The organism is Streptosporangium becharense (assembly GCF_014204985.1).
GTDB lineage: Bacteria > Actinomycetota > Actinomycetes > Streptosporangiales > Streptosporangiaceae > Streptosporangium > Streptosporangium becharense.
The window spans coordinates 5782448-5802827 of the sequence record NZ_JACHMP010000001.1 but is presented as its reverse complement, the minus strand read 5'-3'; the positions used below and the strand labels follow the sequence as shown (position 1 = coordinate 5802827).

Below are 20380 nucleotides of genomic sequence, written 5' to 3'. Positions count from 1 at the left end.
AATTATTACCTCATGCGTCCCTTTCCTTACTACGGTTACCTCACATGGCGACAGTTCTGGTGGTGGAAGACGACGAGTACGTACGATCCGCGATCATTCAGGAACTGAGCAGACACCAGCACGCGGTGCGCAGCGCGGGCCGAGCCCTCGACGCGCTCCGGGAGATCACCCAGGACCCGCCGGACGCGGTGATCCTCGATCTGGGACTGCCCGACCTCGACGGGTCCGAGGCGCTCAAGATGGTGCGCAGCGTCTCCAGCGTGCCGGTCATCGTGGCCACGGCCCGGGACAACGAGGCGGAGGTCGTCCGGCTGCTCCAAGCGGGCGCCGACGACTACCTGGTCAAGCCGTTCTCCGGCGACCACCTCAACGCCCGGCTGGACGCCGTGCTGCGCCGGGCCCGTAACGCCGCCCCGTCCCCCACCCTGTGCGTCGGCGGGCTCTGGGTGGACCTCAACCGGCGCGAGGCCGGCCTCGACGGCGTACCTCTCACCCTGACCAGACGCGAATTCGACCTGCTCGCCTACCTCGCCGCCCGCGCCGACCGGGTGGTCCCGCGCAAGCAACTGCTCGCCGAGGTCTGGCAGCAGTCGTACGGCGACGACCAGACGATCGACGTGCACCTGTCGTGGCTGCGGCGCAAACTCGGCGAGAGCGCCGCCACCCCCCGCTACCTGCACACCGTACGCGGGGTGGGCGTCATGCTGACCACGCCCCGGTGAGGCGGACCCTGGCCCTGCTCGCCGTGGCGGGCACCTCGATGGTCGCCCTGGCCTTCCTCATTCCGCTGGCCCTCATCGTCAAGGAGACCGCCCACAGCCGGGCCCTGGCCGAAGCCGAGCGGCAGGCCGCCGCGCTGGTGCCGGTGCTGGCCATCACCTCCGACCCGGACCGGCTGACCCGCGCGCTGCTCAGCGTCGAGGCCCGTGAGCGGACCGCGATCCACCTGCCCGGCGACGTGGTCGGAACGGGCCGGGCACCCGCGGAGACCGTGGCCGCCGCCTCCCAGCGGGCCCGAGCCGTCACCGCGGAGACGGAAGGCGGCTCCCTGCTGCTGCGTCCGGTCGCGCTGGACGGCGGCCGGAGCGCGGTCGTCGAGGTCTTCATCCCTGCCGCCGACCTCACAAGAGGCGTCACCACGTCCTGGGCGGTGCTGACCGGGGTGGCGACGGTGCTGGTGGCGGGCTCCGTGCTGGTCGGCGACCGGCTGGGGGTGCGGGTGGTCCGCTCGGCGCAGCGGCTGGGCCGAGCGGCGGCCTCGCTCGGCGCAGGGGACCTGAGCGTCCGCATCGAGCCCGAGGGCCCACCCGAGCTGGTCGCGGCCGGGGAGGCGTTCAACAGCATGGCCGACCGCGTGGTCCAGTTGCTGGCCGCCGAACGGGAGATGGCCGCCGACCTGTCGCACCGGCTCCGCACGCCGCTGACCGCACTCCGGCTCAGCCTCGGCCATCTGGGGCCGGAAGCCGAGGAGAGCCGCGAGGCGCTCGGCCGGTTGGAGGCGGAGGTCGACAGGATCATCTCGGCGGCCCGGCAGCCCGCTCGCGCGCCCGTGCCGGTCCACTGCGACGCCGCCCAGGTGTTGCGTGAGCGGCTCGCCTTCTGGTCAGCCCTGGCCGAGGACCAGCGGCGCCCGTGCGAGCTGGTCGGCGCCGCGGAGCCCGTTCCGGTGCCGGTGGCCGCCGCCGAGCTCAGCGCCGTGGTGGACGCCCTGCTCGGCAACGTCTTCCGGCACACCCCCGAGGGCACGGCGTTCGCGGTGACCCTGCACCGGGGTGCGGGGACGGTGGGCATGCTGGTCGCGGACGCCGGCCCGGGAATCCCCGACCCGGAGGCGGCACTGCGACGCGGAGCCTCCGGGGCCGGGTCGACCGGGCTCGGGCTGGACATCGCCCGCCGGCTCGCCGAGTCCGCCGGAGGCACGCTGCGGATCGGCACCTCCGCTCTCGGCGGCGCCCAGGTTCAGCTCTGGTTCCGCACGGATCGGCACGACCGCACCCCGCGCACCGGCCGGCGCCTGGTCGGCGATCGCTGGCCGGGACGGAAGACCGCGCGCTGAGAGCGGCGGCCGGGTCGCGGGCCGGGTCCGCTGACGGGTATCGCCTCTCCCGGCGCCTGACCCGTGCGAGGCTCGCCGGCGATCTCCCCGACATCCGCTCGTCGCACACCTCGCCCAGAGGGCTTCCGGCAACCGGAAGGCGGCAACCACTAAAAAAGACTTATGCATAATCGCACAGCATGCGATCCGAAATCATGAAAAATGATTCTGGCCAGTGGGTGTCGCACGCATTAGATTGTCGATCGTGTCTACCGCCTATCACCTCATCCACTCCTACCGGACCGTCGGCACCGAGGAGTTGCATGGATTTCCCAAACACCTGGGAATGAGCGACAACTGGGTGCCGAACACGGTCACCCTGGGAACGCAGGGAGGATCCGGCACTCTCACCCTGGTCAGCGACCCGCCCTATGACTCGTCCCTGCACCCGTCCATCGGAGTCGGGAGTGGCACGTTCCAGTTCGACATGGCCACCCGGACCTCCAGAGGGTGGGGCGGCGCCATCGTCCGTTATCTCGAGATGGGCAAGCCCTGCGTGTGGACACCGGCGGAGCCGGGGGAGGGCACCTTCCGGTTGACGGTCGAGGTCTCCGCCGAGGACGCCGCCGCGGTTCGCACCGCCGAACGGGAGCACATCGAGGACTTCCAACTCGCCTGGGACAGCTCCTTCGGGGTGGTCGCCGGCCTGTTGCCCCGATGCTCCGCCGACTCGCCGGAAGAGGCGATCAAGGCACTGGTCACCCACCTGGTCGACGCGGGAGCCGCGTACCTGATCCCGGCCGAGCCCGATGACCCGGACAACTGGGGCCCTCGCCTCCTCACCGTTTACCAGGCACTGTGCGCTCACTCCTACAAACGCGACGAAAAAGGCCACCACTCACCGGTCAAGTACGAGTTCACCGTCCGCGGCGACGAAATTCTCATACGTTTCGTCACCGGCCCCAACCGCCCGAGCACGGAATATGTGATTCCCGGGGAAATCCCACCGGTGTTCACCGCGGCCGGCTACGAGGAGTACGCCCTGAAAAACAAGACCGCCGACCTCGGACTCCCCGTGGCGACCGATGCGGGGTTGGAAGTCGGCGTCAAGGTCGTGTGGTCCGACGCCGCCGACGGTCAGGCGTACGAGGAGTATCCGCAGGGACCGTCCCTAGAGGAGCAGATCATCCACGACATCCCCTCCCTCGACACCCTTCGGTACAAGGCAGACATCGGCGCCATCAACTCCCGGCTCCACTTCGAGGGGGGGACGGTGGTCGCACTGGACGACACCCACGCCTGGGTGAAGATCAATTTTCAGGACCGCGACGGTGAGGGCGAGGTCTTCTGGATCTCGGGGGCCGCGAAGGAACTCGATCTCCCCGGCGGGGACGGCTACGTACGGCTCCGCCGCCACATGCTGAAACCGAAGCCGAAGTCGAAGGCCTGACCGGCGTGATCGTTTCCCGGACACGGCTCCTTCCCCGTCTCGCCAGCATCACCAGCGTTTCAGCGAGACATAGCACGCGAGTGATCAGCTCCGGCTGTCCTTGGTCGAGGGTCGCTGTGCAGACGTTTGCTCCCACTCCGCTTGCCGGCGAGCCAGATAGGCGTCGGGGCCCTCCTTTGCCTCGAGCACGTCCTCGATCTTGATCCGCACGACGCCACAGTGACGCGGCGAGCAACTACGTGGCCAACTGCCGTCGATGAGGGAAACGCCGCGCAGCTCGTCATCGTCATAATCCGAGTAGACGCACAGAACCGGGTGGAAGGAGCAGTCCTCATATAGCTCGCCGACGCGGATTGGGCCGGAGTCGGCCATCAGCGTGCTTCCCGAAGGACAGTGGCCAGCGAACCCGCGATCGGGATTACGCGATTGTTCAGGGTGGTGTGTCTGCGCAATGGCGCCATGCCACTTGCACCTCCTCGATCCGTCGATCATGTTCCCGGACAACGCGCCCGACAAGCAAGGGTGAGCCGACCGGTATGTGCCGGGTGCGTCGTTGATGTGGGCTGGCGCAAGGCGGCCAGGGCGTGAACCGGGACATGCTGTGTCACGGGGGGTTTCACGAGTGGCCCTGACCCGCGGACGAGTCGGGGAATCGTTGATCGCTTCCCAGGGTGAAGATGATCGTTTCCCAGCCGGCCGCGCATTCAAGGCATGGGTAGGTGCCAGGAGGGGTCGCTGATGCGCGAGTGCCGCGCCTGGAACCAGTCGGTGGCGATGTCGGTTTCGGTGATCCGTCCGATCAGTGCCAGGGCCGAGCTGACGCTCTCCTCCACTTCCACGGGGTCGACGTTGTCATCGGTGATCTGGAAGCGCAGTCCGTCCATCAGGTGGTCGAGCGCGTGCGGATCGTCGCCGAACCGTTCCTTTGGCCAGGTTGCCTCGAAGGACACGGCCATGCGCCCGTCGCGGGTGTACGTGAAGTGCTGCCTGCCGTGGATGTTCATGCTGAAGCTGATGGCTTGACGGCCGCCCTGGGTGACGGACAGCAGGGACGCGTCATCGTCGAAGAGCGCTGGCACGATGCCGATCCAGCCGTTGACCTCGGCCACCCAGCGGGAGCCGTCGTCGAGGTGGTGGTCGAGGATCTCGCTCAGGTAGCAGGGGGTGCGGGTGGCGAGGTCCAGGTGGAAGGCCGGGGCGAGGGTGTCGAGGTTCGCGCCCTTGATCCACAGGGCGTTGAATCCCAGCGCCCACAGGTCCATCTCGGCATCGAGCCCTTCGGTGAAGATCGTCGAGACGAGAAGGTCGTACAGGTAGGTCCGTGACTGCATGACTGCCTCTCGAGGAGGGAGCGTCCGCAAGACGCCCCCTCCGGATGGTGGGGTTACGAGGTGCCCTGATCGATCTCCGAAGACGCTGGAGGGCAGGTTCATCACTCTGCCTTCGAGGGTTCCGCTGGTGGCCGGTCGGCCGGACGCTGCGGCGGTGAGTTCGGCCATCTCCAACGGCCGATACATCCCGGCGTTGTCGCGTCACAGGTGAACAACGCTCGGGCGCGCGTGGACGCGGCCATAGGCGAGGATGCGCCGCAACGCGTTCCGAAACTCCTCGATCGCTTCATCGTCTGCCTCGATGATCGCCTCGATCTCGGGATCGGGAAGGCCCAGCGCCTCCAGATCGTCCGGATCGAGCACGTTGCCGTGCAGGGTGAGCTCGTTGACGGCGCCGTAGGCGGTGCCTTGGTTCGCGTGGGTGTCCCAGCCCAGGGCGATGTCCTGCTCGTCGGGCTCGTACAGAGCGCACTGGAAGTCGAACAGCATGCCGTCGCCGTCCTCGGTCTCGGCGATACCGGCCGACAGGCAATCATCGGCCCCATCCTCGACTCCGACCACTCGGGCGATGAACCTGATCGTCATATCGCGGGAGAGTAGCGGCATACTGGTCCAGCAGATGAAGCAGGCAAGCTGCAGGCCAGCGGCGCGGCTGGTGCTGGCCCCGATCCGCTGCGCCGCCGATCGCAGTCACCTGGCGGGCTTTCGCGGCGACATCGGCATCGACACCACCGCCGTCGCCTCCTGGGCTCCGCCGCCCCGCACCGGCAAGCACCTGGCCCGCTGGAGATCTGTGCGGGCGGGCTGCACGACCGCGCGATCCGCTCCCCCACCGGCCAGTTGACCCCGCTGATCGCGGCCCGGGAGTCCTGCTATCTCAAGCTCAAGCAGGGCCCCGACAACCGCGGGACAATCCGGCTGCAGTGTCCGGCCGCCGGCTCCTCCGCAGCCGTGATCTGCCCGCGGTTCAACCGGCTGCATCCGGCCCCGATCACCGCTCCGGCCGTGGTGGAGCTGGCCGACGCCCGCAAACGCGCCGCGCAGACCATCCTGGTCTCACTCATGGCCTGCATCGCCAACCTGCACATCCTCACTGCGTGGCGGCAGACCACCGACCGGCGACCGGTCCCGCACACCGCAGCCACCCCCGTCCCTGGCCAGAACGCATCCTTGCTGCCGCCCGCGCACAGCGAGCCGCCACCATCCGACCGCTGACTCCGAACCTGGCCGACCGCACAGCACACCGCCACCGCGAGGACACGCATGCCTCGCAGCCGATCCGTGATGCGCCCGCAGCGGCCGCACACCGGCGACCCCCTTCTCCACGACCGCCGCGCCCGCTCAGACAAGCTCGCCGGCCCCGCAAAACGACGAGATCCCGCCCGATCAAGCCGATCGGACGGGATCTCGTCAACCACCTTCAGGCCGTTTCGAGAACGACCCCAGGTGGAGCTATGGGGATTCGAACCCCAGACCTCCTCCATGCCATGGAGGCGCGCTACCAGCTGCGCCATAGCCCCTGGTCACCGCTTCGAGTCTTCTCTCAGCGGCGCTCCGGAAGCATATAAGGAGACCGTCATGTTCACCTAATCGACGGCCGCGCGGCCCGTATCCGTCACGCGGGGACGCGCGGCACGTCACGCGGGGTCACTCCTGGGTGACCTCGGGACTGTCATCACTGTGGACTGGCTCGGGGAGGGTCCCGGCGTTGTGCTCCATCAGGCGCCACCCCTTGCGTCCCTCCTCCAGCACCGACCAGGAGCAGTTCCCCAGCCCGCCGAGAGCCGGCCAGATCTCCTGCGGCAGGTTCATGAGCTTGGCGATGCCGAGCCGCAGTGCCGCACCGTGCGAGGCCACGACCAGCAGCCCGTCGGTGTCCAGCCTGTCGGCCCACCGGCGGATCGCCGACGACACCCGGTCGGCGACGTCGGCGACGGTCTCACCGCCGGGCGCCTCCCAGTCGGCGAACTCCCGGGGCCAGCCGGTGGAGATCTGCTCGCGGGTGAGTCCCTCCCACTCGCCGCCGCCGCGCTCGCGCAGGTCCTTGTCGACCGACACGCTGAGCCCGGTGACCCGGGCCAGCGCCGAGGCGGTGTCGAAGGCCCGCTGGAGATCGGAGGAGACGATCATGCTGGGCCGCAACGCGGCGAGCAGGGAGGCCGCCCGGGCGGCCTGCGCCACGCCGGTCTCGTCCAGCGGGATGTCGCTGTGGCCCTGGAAGCGCTTCTCGACGTTCCACAGTGTCTGGCCGTGTCTCAGGCAGACGACACGGCGACTCACTCGGTTACCGCCTCGCCGCGGGCGCGCTGGGCGGCCACCTGGGTGACGCTGTCCGGCAGGGCGATGGAGGGGCAGTCCTTCCAGAGCCGCTCAAGGGCGTAGAAGGTGCGGTCTTCCTCGTGCTGGACGTGCACGACGATGTCGATGTAGTCGAGCAGGACCCAGCGACCCTCGCGTTCGCCCTCGCGGCGGACGGGCTTGGCGTCGGCCTCGATCCGCAGCCGGTCTTCGATCTCGTCGACGATGGCGCGGACCTGACGGTCGTTGGTGGCGGAGCAGAGCAGGAACGCGTCGGTGATGACGAGCTGGTCGCTCACGTCGTAGGCGAGGATGTCGTCGGCCAGCTTGTCGGCCGCCGCCTCAGCGGCGATCTTGATGAGCTGGATGGATCTGTCAGTTGCTGTCACGGTATGGGTCAGTCCTCCTGCTAGTCGACGCTGTCACCTATTAGGGTGCCCGATCCGGCGCCCGTTGAGGAGCCACCAGTCGAACAACACCTGTCGTATGCCGTCGGATTCCGCGCCGCGATCAGACAGGCGGCCCGGCCGAGGGCTCCGTGTCGGGGACGACGCCCGTCGATGTCCGGGGACGCGGCGACCCGGGTCTGCGACCTCGGTCATCGCAGGCTTGACCTGCGGATACGCGTCTCACTTGATGTGGTTGAATCATAGCGAACTCCGGCAGGCCACGCCCTGCGCCGGCCCGCCCCCACCCACCGCCGCCCGGCCGGTGAGAAGCAGGGACCACGATGTGAGCCGGGGATCGCGGTACCGGGCCGCGGCGGACGGCCCACGGCGGGCGGGTGACGTCCGCCCCGGTCAGCTCACCGGGTCCCGATACAGGCCGCGCTTGTTGATGTACTGGACGATGCCGTCCGGGACGAGGTACCAGATCGGCTCCCCCGCGGCCACCCGCTGGCGGCACTCCGACGAGGAGATGGCCAGCGCCGGGATCTCCACCAGGCTGACCTTTCCCTCCGGCAGACCGGGGTCGTGCAGGACGTGACCGGGGCGGGTGGCGCCGACGAAGTGGGCGATGGTGAACAGTTCGTCGACGTCGCGCCAGCTCAGGATCTGCGCGAGCGCGTCGGCGCCGGTGATGAAGTACAGGTCGACCTCGGGCCCCCAGATCTCGGAGATGTCCCGGAGGGTGTCGATGGTGAAGGTCGGCCCGGGACGGTCGATGTCGATGCGGCTGACCGAGAAACGGGGGTTGGAAGCGGTCGCGATGACCGTCATCAGGTAACGGTCCTCGGCGGCGGAGACATTCTGGTCCGCCTTCTGCCAGGGCCGCCCGGTGGGGACGAAGACCACCTCGTCGAGATCGAAGTGGTGGGCGACCTCACTGGCTGCCACGAGGTGCCCGTGATGGATCGGGTCGAAGGTGCCGCCCATGACCCCCAGCCGTCGCTTCCCCTGCCTCGTAGCCGCGTTCATCATGAAACGGACCATACGTGCAAGCCGCACAGAGCTTTTAATCACCCCCCGCGCATGGCAGGCGGACCCGACGTAGCATGCCGGACATGACCACCACCCCGGATCGCAACCGCGTGCAGCTTCCCGGTATCAGCTCGCGTGCCTATGAACACCCCGCCGACCGGTCCGCGCTGGTCGCCCTCCGTTCGCTCAGCGGGTTCGACACGGTGCTGAAGCAGATGTCCGGCCTGATCAGCGAGCGCCGGTTGCGCCTGATCTATCTCGCGTCGGCTGTGCGCACCAGCGACACGCAGTTCCGTGCCCTGTACGAGATGGGGCGCGACGCGGCCTACACGCTCGACCTCCACCGCATTCCCGAGGTCTACGTGCAGCAGAGCCCGCAGGTTCAGGCGAAGGCGATCGGTTTCGACGACCCGTTCATCGTCGTCACCACCGGTCTCCTCGACCTGATGGACGCCGAGGAGCAGCGCTTCGTCATCGGGCACGAGACCGCCCACATCCTGTCCGGCCACGCGGTCTACCGCACCATGCTGGACATCCTGACCCGCCTGGCCACACGCGTGGCGTGGATCCCGCTCGGCTACATCGGCCTGCGCGCGATCGTGGCGGGCCTGGAGGAGTGGCACCGCAAGTCCGAGCTCTCCGCCGACCGTGGCGGCCTGCTCTGCGGCCAAGACCCCGACGCGGCGATGCGCGCTCTGATGAAGCTCGCCGGCGGCTCGCGCCTGCACGAGATGAACATCGAGGCGTTCCTCGACCAGGCGCGCGAGTACGACACCGCCGGTGACGTCCGCGACGGCCTGCTCAAGGTTCTCAACCTGCTCGGCACCACCCACCCGTTCGCGGTCTCGCGCGTCGCCGAGCTCGACAAGTGGCGTCGCGGCGGCGAGTACAGCGGCATCATCGCCGGTGAGTACCCCCGCCGTGCCGACGACGCGCACGCGAAGATCTCCGAGGAGGTCAAGGCGGCCGCCCGGTCCTACCGCGAGTCCTGGTCCCAGTCGCAGGACCCGTTCATCGGCGTGCTGCGCGACGTCGCGGAGGGTGCCGTCAACGCGGGAGAGCGCATCTTCAACCGCTTCGCCCGCCGCGACAACTGACGGGAGGCTCCCCAGAGGGTCCGGAGGCGCACCTCCCGGACCCTTTCCCATTTCCGCGTTCCGCAGGACACGCGAACCCCCACAGGGCACGCGGCCCCCACAGGGCACGCGGCCCCCTGAGGGCACGTGAGAACGCGCTAGACCAGGAACGCGATCGCCCGTACCGCCGCGGAGCACAGGGCGACGAAACCGCCCAGCACGGCCAGCGCGCGCAGGCCCTCCTTGCGCAGGGCGGGCAGCGCCGCGCCGACCCGCTCGATCTCACGACTGAGGACGCCTCCGCTGACGAGGCCGCAGACGACACCCGCCACCGCGATCGGGGTGGGCTGGGTCCACCACTCCTGGGGGAAGGAACCGCCCAGGGCCGACCACAGGGCGAGGGCCGCGAGCGCCACCGCGGGTATCCCCGGCCAGAACAGAACGGTCAGCAGCGACCCGGCGAGAACCAGCGGGAAGGTGACCACCCGCAACGTCATCCGCACCCTGGCCGAGGCGCGTTTCCTGACCATCCGGTGCCCGGCCCAGATCGCGCGTGCCAGCCCGGCCGACACCCCCGTGACGGCGAAGGTCGCCAGCGGCCAGATGACCGTGGCGACGACACACGGAACGGCCAGCAACGCCAGCAGCAACAGGGCTCCGTTGCCGGCCGGTAAGGGCCCCGCCCTGCCCCCGCTCTCCGGCGCGGTGTCCACGCCCGTGGTCCGGCCCTCCCGAGCACCCCGGTGCCCACCGGCCGGTTTCCCCTCCGAGGCGGACCGCCCGCGCGTCCCCTCCGCCGCGGGCAGCCGGCCGCCTCGTGAGCCCTCTCCCTCCGCCGCGGGCGACCGGCCCCCTCGGTGAGCCTCACCGCCCGCCGCCGTCCTGCCCGCCCGGGGCCCTTCAGCCGTCACCGGACGCCCTCCACGGGACGTCTCACCGCTCGGCGGTGCCGCCCGCCCGTTCCGCGCTCCCTCCGCCACGGCGGACGATCGGCCATCCCGAGATGTCTCGATCGCCGCGGCGGACGGCCGGCCCGGCCGGGGCTCCGCCTCCGGCGCCGTCCCCACCCGGCCGCCGCGTGAGGCGCCTTCCCTGCCCGGGATGGCACGCTCCGTCCCAGGGGCGTCGTCGGCCACCCCGCCGGCCCTTCCCCGGGCGGGATCGGCCACTCGGGTGCGGACGCGCCTGGAGCGGCCCTCCGGCCTCCTCTCCGGTGCGCCGCCGACGCCGGACGGAGCCGCCCGCACCAGGCGGGTGAGGCGGCTGGCCAGCAGGGCGGCGGTGGGACGCTTGGCCGCCTCCCGGTGGAGAGCGGCGCGGATCAACGGCAGCAGGGCGGCCGGCACCCCTTCGAGATCGGCCTGACCGTTGAGGATCGCGTACATCTGCGCCTCGATGGGGCCCCGCCCGAAGGGAGGGCGGCCCGTCGCCGCGAAGGTGACGGTGGCCGCCCAGGCGTGCACGTCGGCCGGCTCGCCCACGTGCTCGTCGGCGAACAGTTCGGGGGCGGCGTAGCCGGGGGTGCCGAGGAAGGTGCCGGTGACGGTGAGCCGGGTGGCGTCCAGGACATGGGCGATGCCGAAGTCGATGAGGACGGGTTCGTCACCCGGGTTGACCAGCACGTTGGTGGGCTTCAGGTCACGATGCACGACTCCGGCCGCGTGGATGACCGACAGGGCGGTGGCCAGGCCGTGGGCGAGGGCCAGCAGACCGCCCCCCGCCAGCGGGCCGTCACGGCGCACCCGCTCCAGGAGGGTGTCGCCCTGGATGTGCTCCATGACGAGGTAGGGCCGGTCGCCGTCCAGGTCGGCGTCGAGGACCCGGGCGACGTAGGGACTCTCGACCCTGCGCAGCGCCCGCACCTCGCGTTCGAGGCGCATCCGGGCGTCCGAGTCGGCGTCGACGGCGTCGTGGAGCACCTTGAGCGCGACGTTGTCACCCCGGCGGCTGCCGGCGAGGTAGACCTCGCCCATGCCGCCCCTGCCGAGGCGTTCCAGCAACGTGTAGGGACCGACCCGCCCGAGACGACTCATGTCCCCTCCTGCATCGGCCACACGGGTCAAGGACCGCTGCGCCTGCCGGGTCGCTCACTTACGCTCGCTCCCCACTCTCCAGCCATAGGAGACCACACCATAGCGGGCGGGTGTGACGTTTTTCCGGCGGCACGCCGCACTCTCCGGAAGATGGTGACCGCAGCCCCGGCGGCCTGGATGGGCCCGGGTGGCGTCTTTCCAGGTCATGTGCCGGACCCGGCCGCGACGGGCCTGGCGCCACGCCGCGCGCTTCCTCACGTCCTGCGTGCGCCTTCGCGAGTCGGCTCGGCCGGCAGGCCGTCCAGCTCCGCGAGCGGGTCGGCCGATGGGCTGTCGGACTCCGCGGCCGGCTCGGCCAGCAGGCTGTCCAGCCCGGTGACCGGCTCGGCCGGCAGGTCGCGGCGCCCGGTCCGGCGCCAGTTGACGTGCCCGCGGCTTTCGAGCCAGAGCATCAGCCTGTCCACCCCGAAAAGGACCAGGGCCACAAAGAGGATTGCAACCACTATTTCCATGAAGTTCAGTCAAACGCGAAGCGACCGTCATTACATGGAGCGACACACCATAACACTCAGTATCGGGCAAGACGTTGGACCAGGTCCTCGATGAACCGGCGCAGGAGCAGCCTCACCACCGGCCCCTGGCCGGGCAGGCGCCCCCGGAACCGGGAACGCCACCGGATCGCCGTGCCGCCGCCCGGCAGCGGCTCCAGCGTGACGTCGGCGCGGTAGTCACGCGCCGGGATGCCATGCAGCAGCTCGTAGGCGAAGTGCCGGGGCTCGTCGAAGACGATCACACGCTCCCGGGTGACCTTCCGGCCACGCCGGAAGACCCGCACGGCCCCGACGCCGTCAGGCGCCGGGGAACCCGGCGACTCGAGGCCGGAGTCGTCGAAGGGAGCCCAGTTGCTCCAGGTGGAGGCGTCGGACAGCAGCGCCCAGATGCGCTCCGGCCCCGAGGGGGAATGGCAGGTGATGTCGATGTGCTGTTCGGCCATGACACCACAGGTATCGCATCCGCCTTGGCGTCTACTTGTAACCGGCTTCACACCCGGCGATGACCGTTCCAGCGCCGGTGCGCAGGTGGCCCTCGCCGATGTAGACCCACTTGGTCGAGGTCAGCTCGGGCAGGCCCATCGGGCCGCGCGCGTGCAGCTTCTGCGTGGAGATGCCGATCTCCGCACCGAAACCGAACTCGCCGCCGTCGGTGAACCGCGTCGAGGCGTTGACCGCCACGGCCGCCGAGTCGACCAGCGCGACGAACCGGCGGGAGGCGCTGACCGAGCGGGTGACGATCGCATCCGTGTGGCCCGAGCCGTACCTCCTGATGTGCGCGACCGCGTCCTCCAGCGAGTCGACCACCGCGGCGGCGATGTCCAGGGAGAGATACTCCCGGCGGAAGTCGTCCTCCCCCGCGGGCACCACGTCGCCGTAGGCGGCGACGCGGGCGTCGCCGTGCACCGTCACGCCTTCGGCGGCCAGCGCGGCCAGCGCGCGCGGCACGAAGGCATCGGCCACGGCCGCGTGCACCAGCACCGTCTCGGCGGCGTTGCACACCGAGGGCCGCTGCACCTTGGCGTTGAGCAGGATCTCGATCGCGAGGTCCTGGTCGGCGTCCGCGTCGACGTAGACGTGACAGTTGCCCACCCCGGTCTCGATCACCGGGACCGTGGACTCCTCGACCACCGAATTGATCAGCGAGGCGCCGCCGCGCGGGATCAGCACGTCGACCAGACCGCGGGCCCGCATGAGCTGCTTGGCCGAGTCGCGGGTCTGGCCCGGCACCAGCTGCACGGCTCCGGCGGGCACCTCGGTGCCCGCCAGCGCCTCCTGCATGATCCTGACGAGCACCGTGTTCGACTCGTACGCACTGGAGGAGCCGCGCAGCAGGGTGGCGTTGCCGCTCTTGAGACAGAGCGCCGCGGCGTCCACGGTCACGTTGGGCCGGCCCTCGTAGATGATGCCGACCACCCCCAGCGGCACCCGGATCTGGCGCAGCTCCAGGCCGTTGGGCAGCACACCGCCCCGGATCACCTCGCCCACCGGGTCGGGCAGGTCGGCGACCCGGCGGACCGCCTCGGCGATGTCCCCGATCCGGCCCTCGTCGAGACGGAGCCGGTCGATCATGTATTCGGAGGTGCCGCCCTCACGGGCCTTCGCCACGTCGAGGGCGTTGGCCGCGACGATCTCGGCGGAGCCCGCCACGAGCGCGTCGGCGACGGCGCGGAGCGCGGCGTCCTTCGGCGCCCGCGGCAGCGGGGCCAGCTCGGCGGCGGCCTCTTTGGCCGCCAGGGCCACCTTCAGGAAGTCCTCGGACATCGCGCACTCCAAAAGAACTAGTCGTGGGACTCCAGTATGACGATGTCGTCCCGGTGGATGAGCTCGCGTTCATATTCCGGACCGAGGCTGGCGGCCAGCTCGCGGGTGGACCGCCCGAGCAGGCCGGGGATCTCCCCCGCGTCGAAGTTGACCAGGCCCCGGGCCACCACCCGGCCCAGCGGGCCGCACAGGTCGACCGGGTCGCCCGCGGCGAAGTCCCCCTCCACCGCGGTGACCCCGGCGGGCAGCAACGACTTGCGGCGGCCCACCACGGCCTCCACGGCCCCCTCGTCGAGGTGGAGCCGGCCCCGCCCGGTGGTGGCGTGGGCGAGCCAGAGCAGGCGCGTGCCCGGGTGACGGCCGCCGGGGTGGAAGCAGGTGCCGACGTCGCTTCCCGCGAGCGCCTGGGCGGCGTGCGCGGCGCCGGTCAGCACCACGGGCACCCCCGCCCCGGTGGCGATCCTGGCCGCCTGCACCTTGGTGACCATTCCGCCGGTGCCGACCGCGCCGCCCTTGCCGAGCTCGACCCCGACGAGGTCCTCGGGACCGCGCACGTCGACGAGCCGCCGGGCGCCGGGACGCCGGGGATCACCGTCGTAGAGGGCGTCGACGTCCGACAGCAGCACCAAAGCGTCGGCCCGGATCAGATGGGCGACCAGCGCGGCGAGCCGGTCGTTGTCGCCGAAGCGGATCTCGTCGGTGGCGACCGTGTCGTTCTCGTTGACCACCGGCACGATGCCCAGCTCCAGCAGCCGGTTCAGCGTGCGCTGGGCGTTGACGTGGTGCGAGCGGCGCATCATGTCGTCGGCGGTCAGCAGCACCTGGCCGACGCGCAGGCCGTAACGGGCGAAGGAGGAGGTGTAGCGGGCCACCAGGACGCCCTGGCCGACGGAGGCCGCGGCCTGCTGGGTCGCCAGGTCACGCGGCCGGGCCGACAACCCCAGCGGGCCGAGGCCCGCGGCGATGGCACCCGAGGACACCAGCACGATCTGCGTGCCGCCCCCACGGCGGGCGGCGAGCACGTCCACCAGGGCGTCCACCCGGTCGACGTCGATCGTCCCCTGCGGGGTCGTGAGCGAGGACGAGCCCACCTTCACCACGAGTCGCGCGGCCGTACGGATCCGATCGCGCACAGAGTTCACCACACGCACCTTTCACAAAGACGATCACAGACAGGCGGTTCGCCCGGCCGGTGCCCACCGGCCGGACGAGGCCGGCGCGCAGGGGCCGGCCGTCCGGCACGCCCGCCGAGCCGGCGTTCCGGTCCGGCGCGGACGGCGCGCACGGGCCGACCCCGTCAGGCGAGGCGGTCGTCGCTGCCGCGAGGGCCGTGGTGCACGGCCTCGGCGTTGAGCGTCGGCTGCCAGTCGAAGATGTAGCCGTTCTCCATCGACCCGATGACGACCTCGGCACCGGCCGTGGCACCGGCCTTGAGGAGCTCCCCCTCCACGCCGAGCCGCTCCAGCCGGTCCGCGAGGTAGCCCACGGCCTCGTCGTTGGTGAAGTCGGTCTGACGGATCCACCGCTCCGGCTTGACCCCGGTGACCTGGAAGGTGTTCTCGCCGACCCGGCGGACGGCGAACCCGGTGTCACCCAGCTGCTTGGGCCGCAGGACCAGGCGGGTCGGCTCGGGGGCGGGCGCGGCGGCCCTGGCCGCGGCGACCATCTCACCCATGGCGTAGGTGAGCTCCTTGAGCCCCTCGTGGCTGGCCGCGGAGATCGGGAAGACCCGCAGGCCGTGCTCCTCCAGCATCGGCCGGACGATGTCGGCCAGATCACGGGCATCGGGTACGTCGGCCTTGTTCAACGCGACCAGGCGGGGCCGGTCCTCCAGCTTCCCGTACGCGCTCAGCTCGGCCTCGATGGCCTCGTAGTCGCTGACCGGGTCGCGGCCCGGCTCCATCGTGGCGCAGTCGATCACGTGCACGAGCGTGCTGCAGCGTTCCACGTGGCGCAGGAACTCGTGCCCCAGCCCCTTGCCCTGGGAGGCGCCGGGGATCAGCCCCGGCACGTCGGCGACGGTGAAGACGGTCTCGCCCGCGGTGACCACGCCGAGGTTCGGCACCAGCGTGGTGAAGGGGTAGTCGGCGATCTTCGGCCGGGCCGCGGAGAGCGCGGCGATCAGGGAGGACTTCCCGGCGCTGGGAAAGCCGACCAGCGCCACGTCGGCGACGCTCTTGAGCTCCAGCATCACGTCGAGCTCGTCGCCCGGCTCCCCGAGCAGCGCGAACCCGGGCGCCTTGCGCTTGGCGGAGGCCAGTGCGGCGTTGCCCAGACCGCCGTGCCCGCCTTCGGCGATCACGTAGCGGGTGCCCGCGCCGACCAGGTCGACGACGACCTCACCGGTGGCGGCGTCCTTGACCACGGTGCCGTCCGGCACCGCCAGGATGATGTCGCCCCCGTTCGCGCCGTCGCGGTTGGAGCCCTGTCCCTGCTTGCCGTTGTCGGCCTTGCGGTGCGGGCGGCGGTGGTACTCCAGGAGGGTCGCGGTGTTCGGGTCGACCTCGAAGATCACGTCGCCGCCACGGCCGCCGTTGCCCCCGTCCGGGCCTCCCAACGGCTTGAACTTCTCCCGGTGGACAGAGGCGCAGCCATGTCCCCCGTCACCGGCCTTGATGTGCAGGACCACTTGGTCCACAAAGTCCGGCATGTCTGCTTTCTACCCCTATCTGCGGGAAATCTGGTGGAAAACGCGAACAGGGGCGGACCGCTGTGTGCGATCCACCCCTGTCGTCAACGTCTGTCGGTGCGAATCTACTCCGCGACCGGGACGATGCTCACCGCGCGACGCCCGCGCTTGACGCCGAACAGCACGTGGCCGGCGGTCAGCGCGAACAACGTGTCGTCACCGCCACGGCCGACGTTGTCGCCCGGGTGGAAGTGGGTGCCGCGCTGGCGGACGATGATCTCACCGGCGTTGACCAGCTGGCCGCCGAAGCGCTTGACGCCGAGGCGCTGGGCGTTGGAGTCACGGCCGTTCCGAGTGGACGACGCGCCCTTCTTGTGTGCCATCTCGCAAAACTCCCGAAACTCAGGCCTGGTTGATTCCGGTGATCTTCACCTGGGTGTACCGCTGACGGTGACCCTGGCGCTTCTTGTAACCGGTCTTGTTCTTGTACTTCAGAATGCGGATCTTCGGACCCTTGGTCTCGCCGAGAATCTCGGCGGCCACCGTGAACTTGCCCGCCTCGGTGGTCACGTCGCCGTCGTTGACGACGAGCACCGTCGGCAGCGAAACCGTGGAACCGACCTCGCCGGCGACCTTGTCCACCTCAAGGACGTCACCGACGGAGACCTTCTGCTGCCTGCCGCCGCAACGAACGATCGCGTACACCGCGGAACCCTTCTTCTGACTGCTTGCTCGCTGGATGCTGCGCCCCGCATCCGGCTGTGGTCACTGACTGACGTACCGGGTAGGCGCGCGAACAGGGCGCGCCATGAGCGCACCGGTTCATCAGGGTACCGGATTCACGGTGTCCTGGTCGAACCGGGCGGAACGTCGGGGGTGCCGGTCTACTCGACCGGCTTGGCCTTGCGGGGACGTCTCCGCCCCCGGCCGGAAGCCTGTGCGGCCTGCGCGCCCTCACCCTGGGCGTCGTCAAGCGCATCTGTCACCGTATCACGACCGGACTGGTCTCCGGCCGCGACAGCCTGACCGCCCTCCTTGGCGAGCTTCTCCGCGACGGCCTTCTCCACGGCCATCTTGCCCTGGGTGCCACGCGGCTCGGGCTTGCCCTCGACCGGCTCGGCCGAGACGTGCAGCCCACGGCCGTTGCAGCACTCGCAGACGGTGGAGAACGCCTCCAGGAGCCCCTGGCCGACCCTCTTGCGCGTCATCTGGACGAGACCGAGCGAGGTGACCTCGGCCACCTGGTGCTTGGTCCGGTCACGGGCCAGGCACTCCAGCAACCGGCGCAGCACCAGGTCACGGTTGTTCTCCAGCACCATGTCGATGAAGTCGATGACGATGATGCCGCCGATGTCGCGCAACCTGAGCTGGCGGACGATCTCCTCGGCCGCCTCCAGGTTGTTGCGGGTGACGGTCTCCTCCAGGTTCCCGCCCTGACCGGTGAACTTGCCGGTGTTGACGTCGACCACGGTCATCGCCTCGGTCCGGTCGATCACCAGGGAGCCGCCACTGGGCAGCCAGACCTTCCGCTCCATCGCCTTGGCGATCTGCTCGTCGATCCGGTAGGCGGCGAAGACGTCCCCGTCCTCCTCCCACCTGGTGAGGCGGTCGGCCAGGTGCGGGGCGACATAGCGGACGTACTCATCGATGATCTCCCACGCCTCGTCACCCGAGACGACCAGGGAGGAGAAGTCCTCGTTGAACACGTCACGGACCACCCGGACGGTCAGGTCCGGCTCCGAGGAGAGCAGCTCCGGCGCGCTGGCCGACTTCGCCTTGCGCTGGATGTTCTCCCACTGGGCCGAGAGCCTGGCCACGTCACGGCCGAGCTCCTCCTCCGAGGCCCCCTCGGCGGCGGTGCGGACGATGACCCCCGCGTTCTCCGGCATGACCTTCTTCAGGATGCCCTTGAGACGGGTGCGCTCCTTGTCGGGGAGCTTACGGCTGATACCGGTCATCGAGCCGTCGGGTACGTAGACCAGGTAGCGTCCGGGCAGGCTGATCTGCGAGGTGAGACGGGCGCCCTTGTGGCCCATCGGATCCTTGGTGACCTGCACCAGCACCGACTGGCCCGACTTCAGCGCCACCTCGATCCGCTTGGGCTGGCCCTCCAGCCCCGCGGTGTCGAAGTTGACCTCACCGGCGTACAGGACCGCGTTGCGGCCCTTGCCGATGTCGACGAACGCGGCCTCCATGCTCGGCAGCACGTTCTGCACCTTGCCGAGATAGACGTTGCCCACGTACGACTGGCTCGCCTCGCGGTTGACGTAGTGCTCGACGAGGACGCCGTCCTCCAGCACCGCGATCTGGGTGCGGCCACCGGTACGGCGGACCACCATCATGCGCTCGACGGACTCGCGGCGCGCCAGGAACTCCGACTCGGTGATGATCGGCGGGCGTCTGCGGCCGAGTTCGCGGCCCTCGCGGCGGCGCTGCTTCTTGGCCTCCAGGCGGGTCGAGCCGCGCACGCTCTGCACCTCGTCGACCGAGGTGCTGCGTCCCGCGCGGGGCGCGCGGATGCGGACGACCGTGTTCGGTGGGTCGTCCTGGGTCTCGGCGAGGTCTTCCGCGCCTCTGCGCCGCCGGCGGCGGCGCCGGCGGGAACCCCCGGCCTCGGTCTGCTCCTCCTGGTCGGACTCCGGAGCCTCGTCCTCGGCCTGCTCGCCCTCGGTCTCCTCGGTCTCGTCGCTGTCGCGCACCTTGCTGCGGCCACGCCCGCCCCGCCGACGCCGGCGCCGACGACCGCCGACCTCGTCGTCACCGTCGACGTCGTCGTCCTCGGCCTCGTCGGCCGGCTCGGCCTTGTCCTCGGCGGATTCCGGCTCGGGCACGGGCTGCTGGACCGGCGCGGGACGCACGGCGGGCGGCTCGGCCAGGTTCTGGTCGGGAGCCTGGAACAGCGGCTGGAAGACCGCGGCGGGCGCCTGGAAGGTCACCACCGGCACCTCGGACCGCTCCCGGGCGGACAGCCCGAAGGGGTCGGAGAAAAGCCTCGACGGCCGCTCCTCGATGATGTCCTCACCGGCGGGCTCGTCGTCCAGCGGCTCGTCGACGGGCATGGCGGTCAGCAGTTCGTCCGCCTCCTCCTCGACGTCGGCCTCGGCCGGGACGGCCGCGGGAGCCGGCTCCGGCGCGGCCGGGGTCTCCGCCTGCGCGGCCTTCCTACGGGTACGGGTGCGCTTGACCGGCACGGTCGGCGCGGACGCGGCCTCGGCCGCCGGCTCCTCCACCAGGGCCGCGGGCACGAACTCCGCCGCGGGCACGGCCTCTCCCGCAGGCTCCGCGACCGGCTCGGGAACATCCGCCACCGGTCCGGCGACTCCCTCGGGGGTCACGACCTGCCCGGCCTCGGGACCCGGCACGGGCTCGGCCGCCTTCTTCGCTCGGGTGCGCCGCGCGGTGCTGGTCGTGCCGTCCGCGGCGGCCGTCTTGCGGGCGCGGGTGCGCTTGACCGGCGCGGTCGGCGCGGACGCGGCCTCGGCCGCCGGTTCCTCCACCGGGGCCGCGGGCACGGCCTCTCCCGCAGGCTCAGCCGCGGGCTCCGCGACCGGCTCGGAATCCGGACCCGGCTCGGCCCCGGAGTCCGGCGCCTCGGCCGCCGACTGCGGAGCGGGGACGGTCTCCGGCGCGGACGCGGCGGCCGGTCTCGTGATCACTACGACCTCGGGCTCGGGGTCCTCCGGCGGAGGCCCCGCGGGCCGGCTCGCCGCCCTGCGGCGGGGAGCGGGTCGTGTCTGTTCTGTTCGGTCGTCCTCGCCGGGACCGTTGGTCCCGACGTTGGGCTCGTTGTCG

Annotated in this window: 21 protein-coding genes and 1 tRNA gene; 6 read left to right on the top strand and 16 right to left on the bottom strand. The window is 70.6% G+C overall.

The window, feature by feature from the left end:
- Positions 1-44: 44 nt before the first annotated feature.
- From F4562_RS25530 to F4562_RS25520, 3 genes are all read left to right on the top strand, one after another.
- On the top strand, positions 45-722 hold the full coding sequence (locus tag F4562_RS25530; RefSeq protein WP_184544240.1) for a response regulator transcription factor: 678 nt from the start codon (positions 45-47) through the stop codon (positions 720-722).
- Positions 719-2056 (top strand): HAMP domain-containing sensor histidine kinase, encoded by a 1338-nt coding sequence (locus F4562_RS25525; RefSeq protein ID WP_184544238.1) that lies wholly within the window; start codon positions 719-721, stop codon positions 2054-2056. Before F4562_RS25530 ends, F4562_RS25525 begins: the two co-directional genes overlap by 4 nt.
- A 244-nt stretch (positions 2057-2300) precedes the next feature.
- Positions 2301-3485 carry a hypothetical protein gene (locus F4562_RS25520; protein ID WP_184544236.1) on the top strand — a complete coding sequence of 395 codons (1185 nt, stop codon included), beginning with the start codon at positions 2301-2303 and terminating at the stop codon, positions 3483-3485.
- Between the two features lie 84 nt (positions 3486-3569).
- Here F4562_RS25520 and F4562_RS25515 read toward each other — a convergent pair whose 3' ends face one another.
- From F4562_RS25515 to F4562_RS25505, 3 genes are all read right to left on the bottom strand, one after another.
- Positions 3570-3857 carry a hypothetical protein gene (locus F4562_RS25515; protein ID WP_184544234.1) on the bottom strand — a complete coding sequence of 96 codons (288 nt, stop codon included), beginning with the start codon at positions 3855-3857 and terminating at the stop codon, positions 3570-3572.
- Positions 3858-4189: 332 nt separating this feature from the next.
- Positions 4190-4816 (bottom strand): DUF6461 domain-containing protein, encoded by a 627-nt coding sequence (locus F4562_RS25510; protein ID WP_184544232.1) that lies wholly within the window; start codon positions 4814-4816, stop codon positions 4190-4192.
- A 201-nt stretch (positions 4817-5017) separates the two neighbouring features.
- Positions 5018-5401: an Imm10 family immunity protein gene (locus F4562_RS25505; RefSeq protein WP_184544230.1), complete on the bottom strand. Its 384-nt coding sequence runs from the start codon at positions 5399-5401 to the stop codon at positions 5018-5020.
- 34 nt (positions 5402-5435) lie between these two features.
- Here F4562_RS25505 and F4562_RS25500 point away from each other — a divergent pair, with 34 nt between their 5' ends.
- Together F4562_RS25500 and F4562_RS25495 are read left to right on the top strand one after the other, a co-directional pair.
- The gene (locus F4562_RS25500) at positions 5436-5660 is read left to right on the top strand and encodes a hypothetical protein (protein WP_184544228.1); all 225 of its coding nucleotides are present in this window, start codon (positions 5436-5438) and stop codon (positions 5658-5660) included.
- On the top strand, positions 5657-6031 hold the full coding sequence (locus F4562_RS25495; protein ID WP_184544226.1) for a hypothetical protein: 375 nt from the start codon (positions 5657-5659) through the stop codon (positions 6029-6031). Before F4562_RS25500 ends, F4562_RS25495 begins: the two co-directional genes overlap by 4 nt.
- A gap of 232 nt (positions 6032-6263) precedes the next feature.
- Here the strand turns inward: F4562_RS25495 and F4562_RS25490 are convergent.
- The 4 genes from F4562_RS25490 to nadD form a co-directional block, all read right to left on the bottom strand.
- Positions 6264-6336: transfer RNA gene (locus tag F4562_RS25490), tRNA-Ala, on the bottom strand.
- A gap of 127 nt (positions 6337-6463) precedes the next feature.
- Positions 6464-7096 carry a histidine phosphatase family protein gene (locus F4562_RS25485; RefSeq protein WP_184544224.1) on the bottom strand — a complete coding sequence of 211 codons (633 nt, stop codon included), beginning with the start codon at positions 7094-7096 and terminating at the stop codon, positions 6464-6466.
- Complete coding sequence (rsfS, locus tag F4562_RS25480; RefSeq protein ID WP_184544222.1) at positions 7093-7503, bottom strand: ribosome silencing factor; 411 nt, start codon at positions 7501-7503, stop codon at positions 7093-7095. Before rsfS ends, F4562_RS25485 begins: the two co-directional genes overlap by 4 nt.
- Positions 7504-7914: 411 nt before the next feature.
- Positions 7915-8535: a nicotinate-nucleotide adenylyltransferase gene (gene nadD / locus F4562_RS25475; protein ID WP_184544220.1), complete on the bottom strand. Its 621-nt coding sequence runs from the start codon at positions 8533-8535 to the stop codon at positions 7915-7917.
- Positions 8536-8609: 74 nt separating this feature from the next.
- Between nadD and F4562_RS25470 the strand changes: the two genes are divergently transcribed.
- Entirely contained in the window at positions 8610-9632 is a 1023-nt protein-coding gene (locus F4562_RS25470; RefSeq protein WP_184544218.1) for a M48 family metallopeptidase, read from the top strand.
- 137 nt (positions 9633-9769) lie between these two features.
- Here the strand turns inward: F4562_RS25470 and F4562_RS25465 are convergent, their stop codons facing one another.
- The 9 genes from F4562_RS25465 to F4562_RS25425 all read right to left on the bottom strand — a co-directional run bounded on the left by F4562_RS25465 (position 9770) and on the right by F4562_RS25425 (position 19950).
- Positions 9770-11644: a serine/threonine protein kinase gene (locus F4562_RS25465; protein ID WP_184544216.1), complete on the bottom strand. Its 1875-nt coding sequence runs from the start codon at positions 11642-11644 to the stop codon at positions 9770-9772.
- A gap of 254 nt (positions 11645-11898) precedes the next feature.
- Positions 11899-12129, bottom strand: a complete 231-nt coding sequence (locus F4562_RS25460) for a hypothetical protein (protein WP_184544708.1) — start codon at positions 12127-12129, stop codon at positions 11899-11901.
- An 83-nt stretch (positions 12130-12212) separates the two neighbouring features.
- Positions 12213-12638, bottom strand: coding sequence for an SRPBCC family protein (locus F4562_RS25455; RefSeq protein ID WP_184544214.1), 426 nt, complete (start codon positions 12636-12638; stop codon positions 12213-12215).
- A gap of 31 nt (positions 12639-12669) precedes the next feature.
- Complete coding sequence (locus F4562_RS25450) at positions 12670-13959, bottom strand: glutamate-5-semialdehyde dehydrogenase (RefSeq protein ID WP_184544212.1); 1290 nt, start codon at positions 13957-13959, stop codon at positions 12670-12672.
- A 17-nt stretch (positions 13960-13976) separates the two neighbouring features.
- Positions 13977-15101, bottom strand: a complete 1125-nt coding sequence (gene proB / locus F4562_RS25445; protein WP_311734119.1) for a glutamate 5-kinase — start codon at positions 15099-15101, stop codon at positions 13977-13979.
- 155 nt (positions 15102-15256) lie between these two features.
- Positions 15257-16609 (bottom strand): GTPase ObgE, encoded by a 1353-nt coding sequence (gene obgE / locus F4562_RS25440; protein ID WP_184544210.1) that lies wholly within the window; start codon positions 16607-16609, stop codon positions 15257-15259.
- Positions 16610-16713: 104 nt separating this feature from the next.
- Positions 16714-16971 carry a 50S ribosomal protein L27 gene (rpmA, locus tag F4562_RS25435; protein WP_184544208.1) on the bottom strand — a complete coding sequence of 86 codons (258 nt, stop codon included), beginning with the start codon at positions 16969-16971 and terminating at the stop codon, positions 16714-16716.
- A gap of 19 nt (positions 16972-16990) precedes the next feature.
- Entirely contained in the window at positions 16991-17293 is a 303-nt protein-coding gene (gene rplU, locus F4562_RS25430) for a 50S ribosomal protein L21 (protein ID WP_184544206.1), read from the bottom strand.
- A gap of 179 nt (positions 17294-17472) precedes the next feature.
- Entirely contained in the window at positions 17473-19950 is a 2478-nt protein-coding gene (locus tag F4562_RS25425; RefSeq protein ID WP_446697324.1) for an Rne/Rng family ribonuclease, read from the bottom strand.
- Between the last annotated feature and the right edge of the window lie 430 nt (positions 19951-20380).

What these genes read in the sequence shown, in the direction of transcription:
- F4562_RS25505 (WP_184544230.1), bottom strand. Translation starts at nt 5,401, where the DNA reads ATGACGATCAGGTTCATCGCCCGAGTGGTCGGAGTCGAGGATGGGGCC.
- obgE (WP_184544210.1), bottom strand. Translation starts at nt 16,609, where the DNA reads ATGCCGGACTTTGTGGACCAAGTGGTCCTGCACATCAAGGCCGGTGAC.
- F4562_RS25510 (WP_184544232.1), bottom strand. Translation starts at nt 4,816, where the DNA reads ATGCAGTCACGGACCTACCTGTACGACCTTCTCGTCTCGACGATCTTC.
- F4562_RS25470 (WP_184544218.1), top strand. Translation starts at nt 8,610, where the DNA reads ATGCCGGACATGACCACCACCCCGGATCGCAACCGCGTGCAGCTTCCC.
- F4562_RS25530 (WP_184544240.1), top strand. Translation starts at nt 45, where the DNA reads ATGGCGACAGTTCTGGTGGTGGAAGACGACGAGTACGTACGATCCGCG.
- rpmA (WP_184544208.1), bottom strand. Translation starts at nt 16,971, where the DNA reads ATGGCACACAAGAAGGGCGCGTCGTCCACTCGGAACGGCCGTGACTCC.
- F4562_RS25450 (WP_184544212.1), bottom strand. Translation starts at nt 13,959, where the DNA reads ATGTCCGAGGACTTCCTGAAGGTGGCCCTGGCGGCCAAAGAGGCCGCC.
- F4562_RS25455 (WP_184544214.1), bottom strand. Translation starts at nt 12,638, where the DNA reads ATGGCCGAACAGCACATCGACATCACCTGCCATTCCCCCTCGGGGCCG.
- F4562_RS25515 (WP_184544234.1), bottom strand. Translation starts at nt 3,857, where the DNA reads ATGGCCGACTCCGGCCCAATCCGCGTCGGCGAGCTATATGAGGACTGC.
- F4562_RS25465 (WP_184544216.1), bottom strand. Translation starts at nt 11,644, where the DNA reads ATGAGTCGTCTCGGGCGGGTCGGTCCCTACACGTTGCTGGAACGCCTC.
- F4562_RS25500 (WP_184544228.1), top strand. Translation starts at nt 5,436, where the DNA reads ATGAAGCAGGCAAGCTGCAGGCCAGCGGCGCGGCTGGTGCTGGCCCCG.
- nadD (WP_184544220.1), bottom strand. Translation starts at nt 8,535, where the DNA reads ATGATGAACGCGGCTACGAGGCAGGGGAAGCGACGGCTGGGGGTCATG.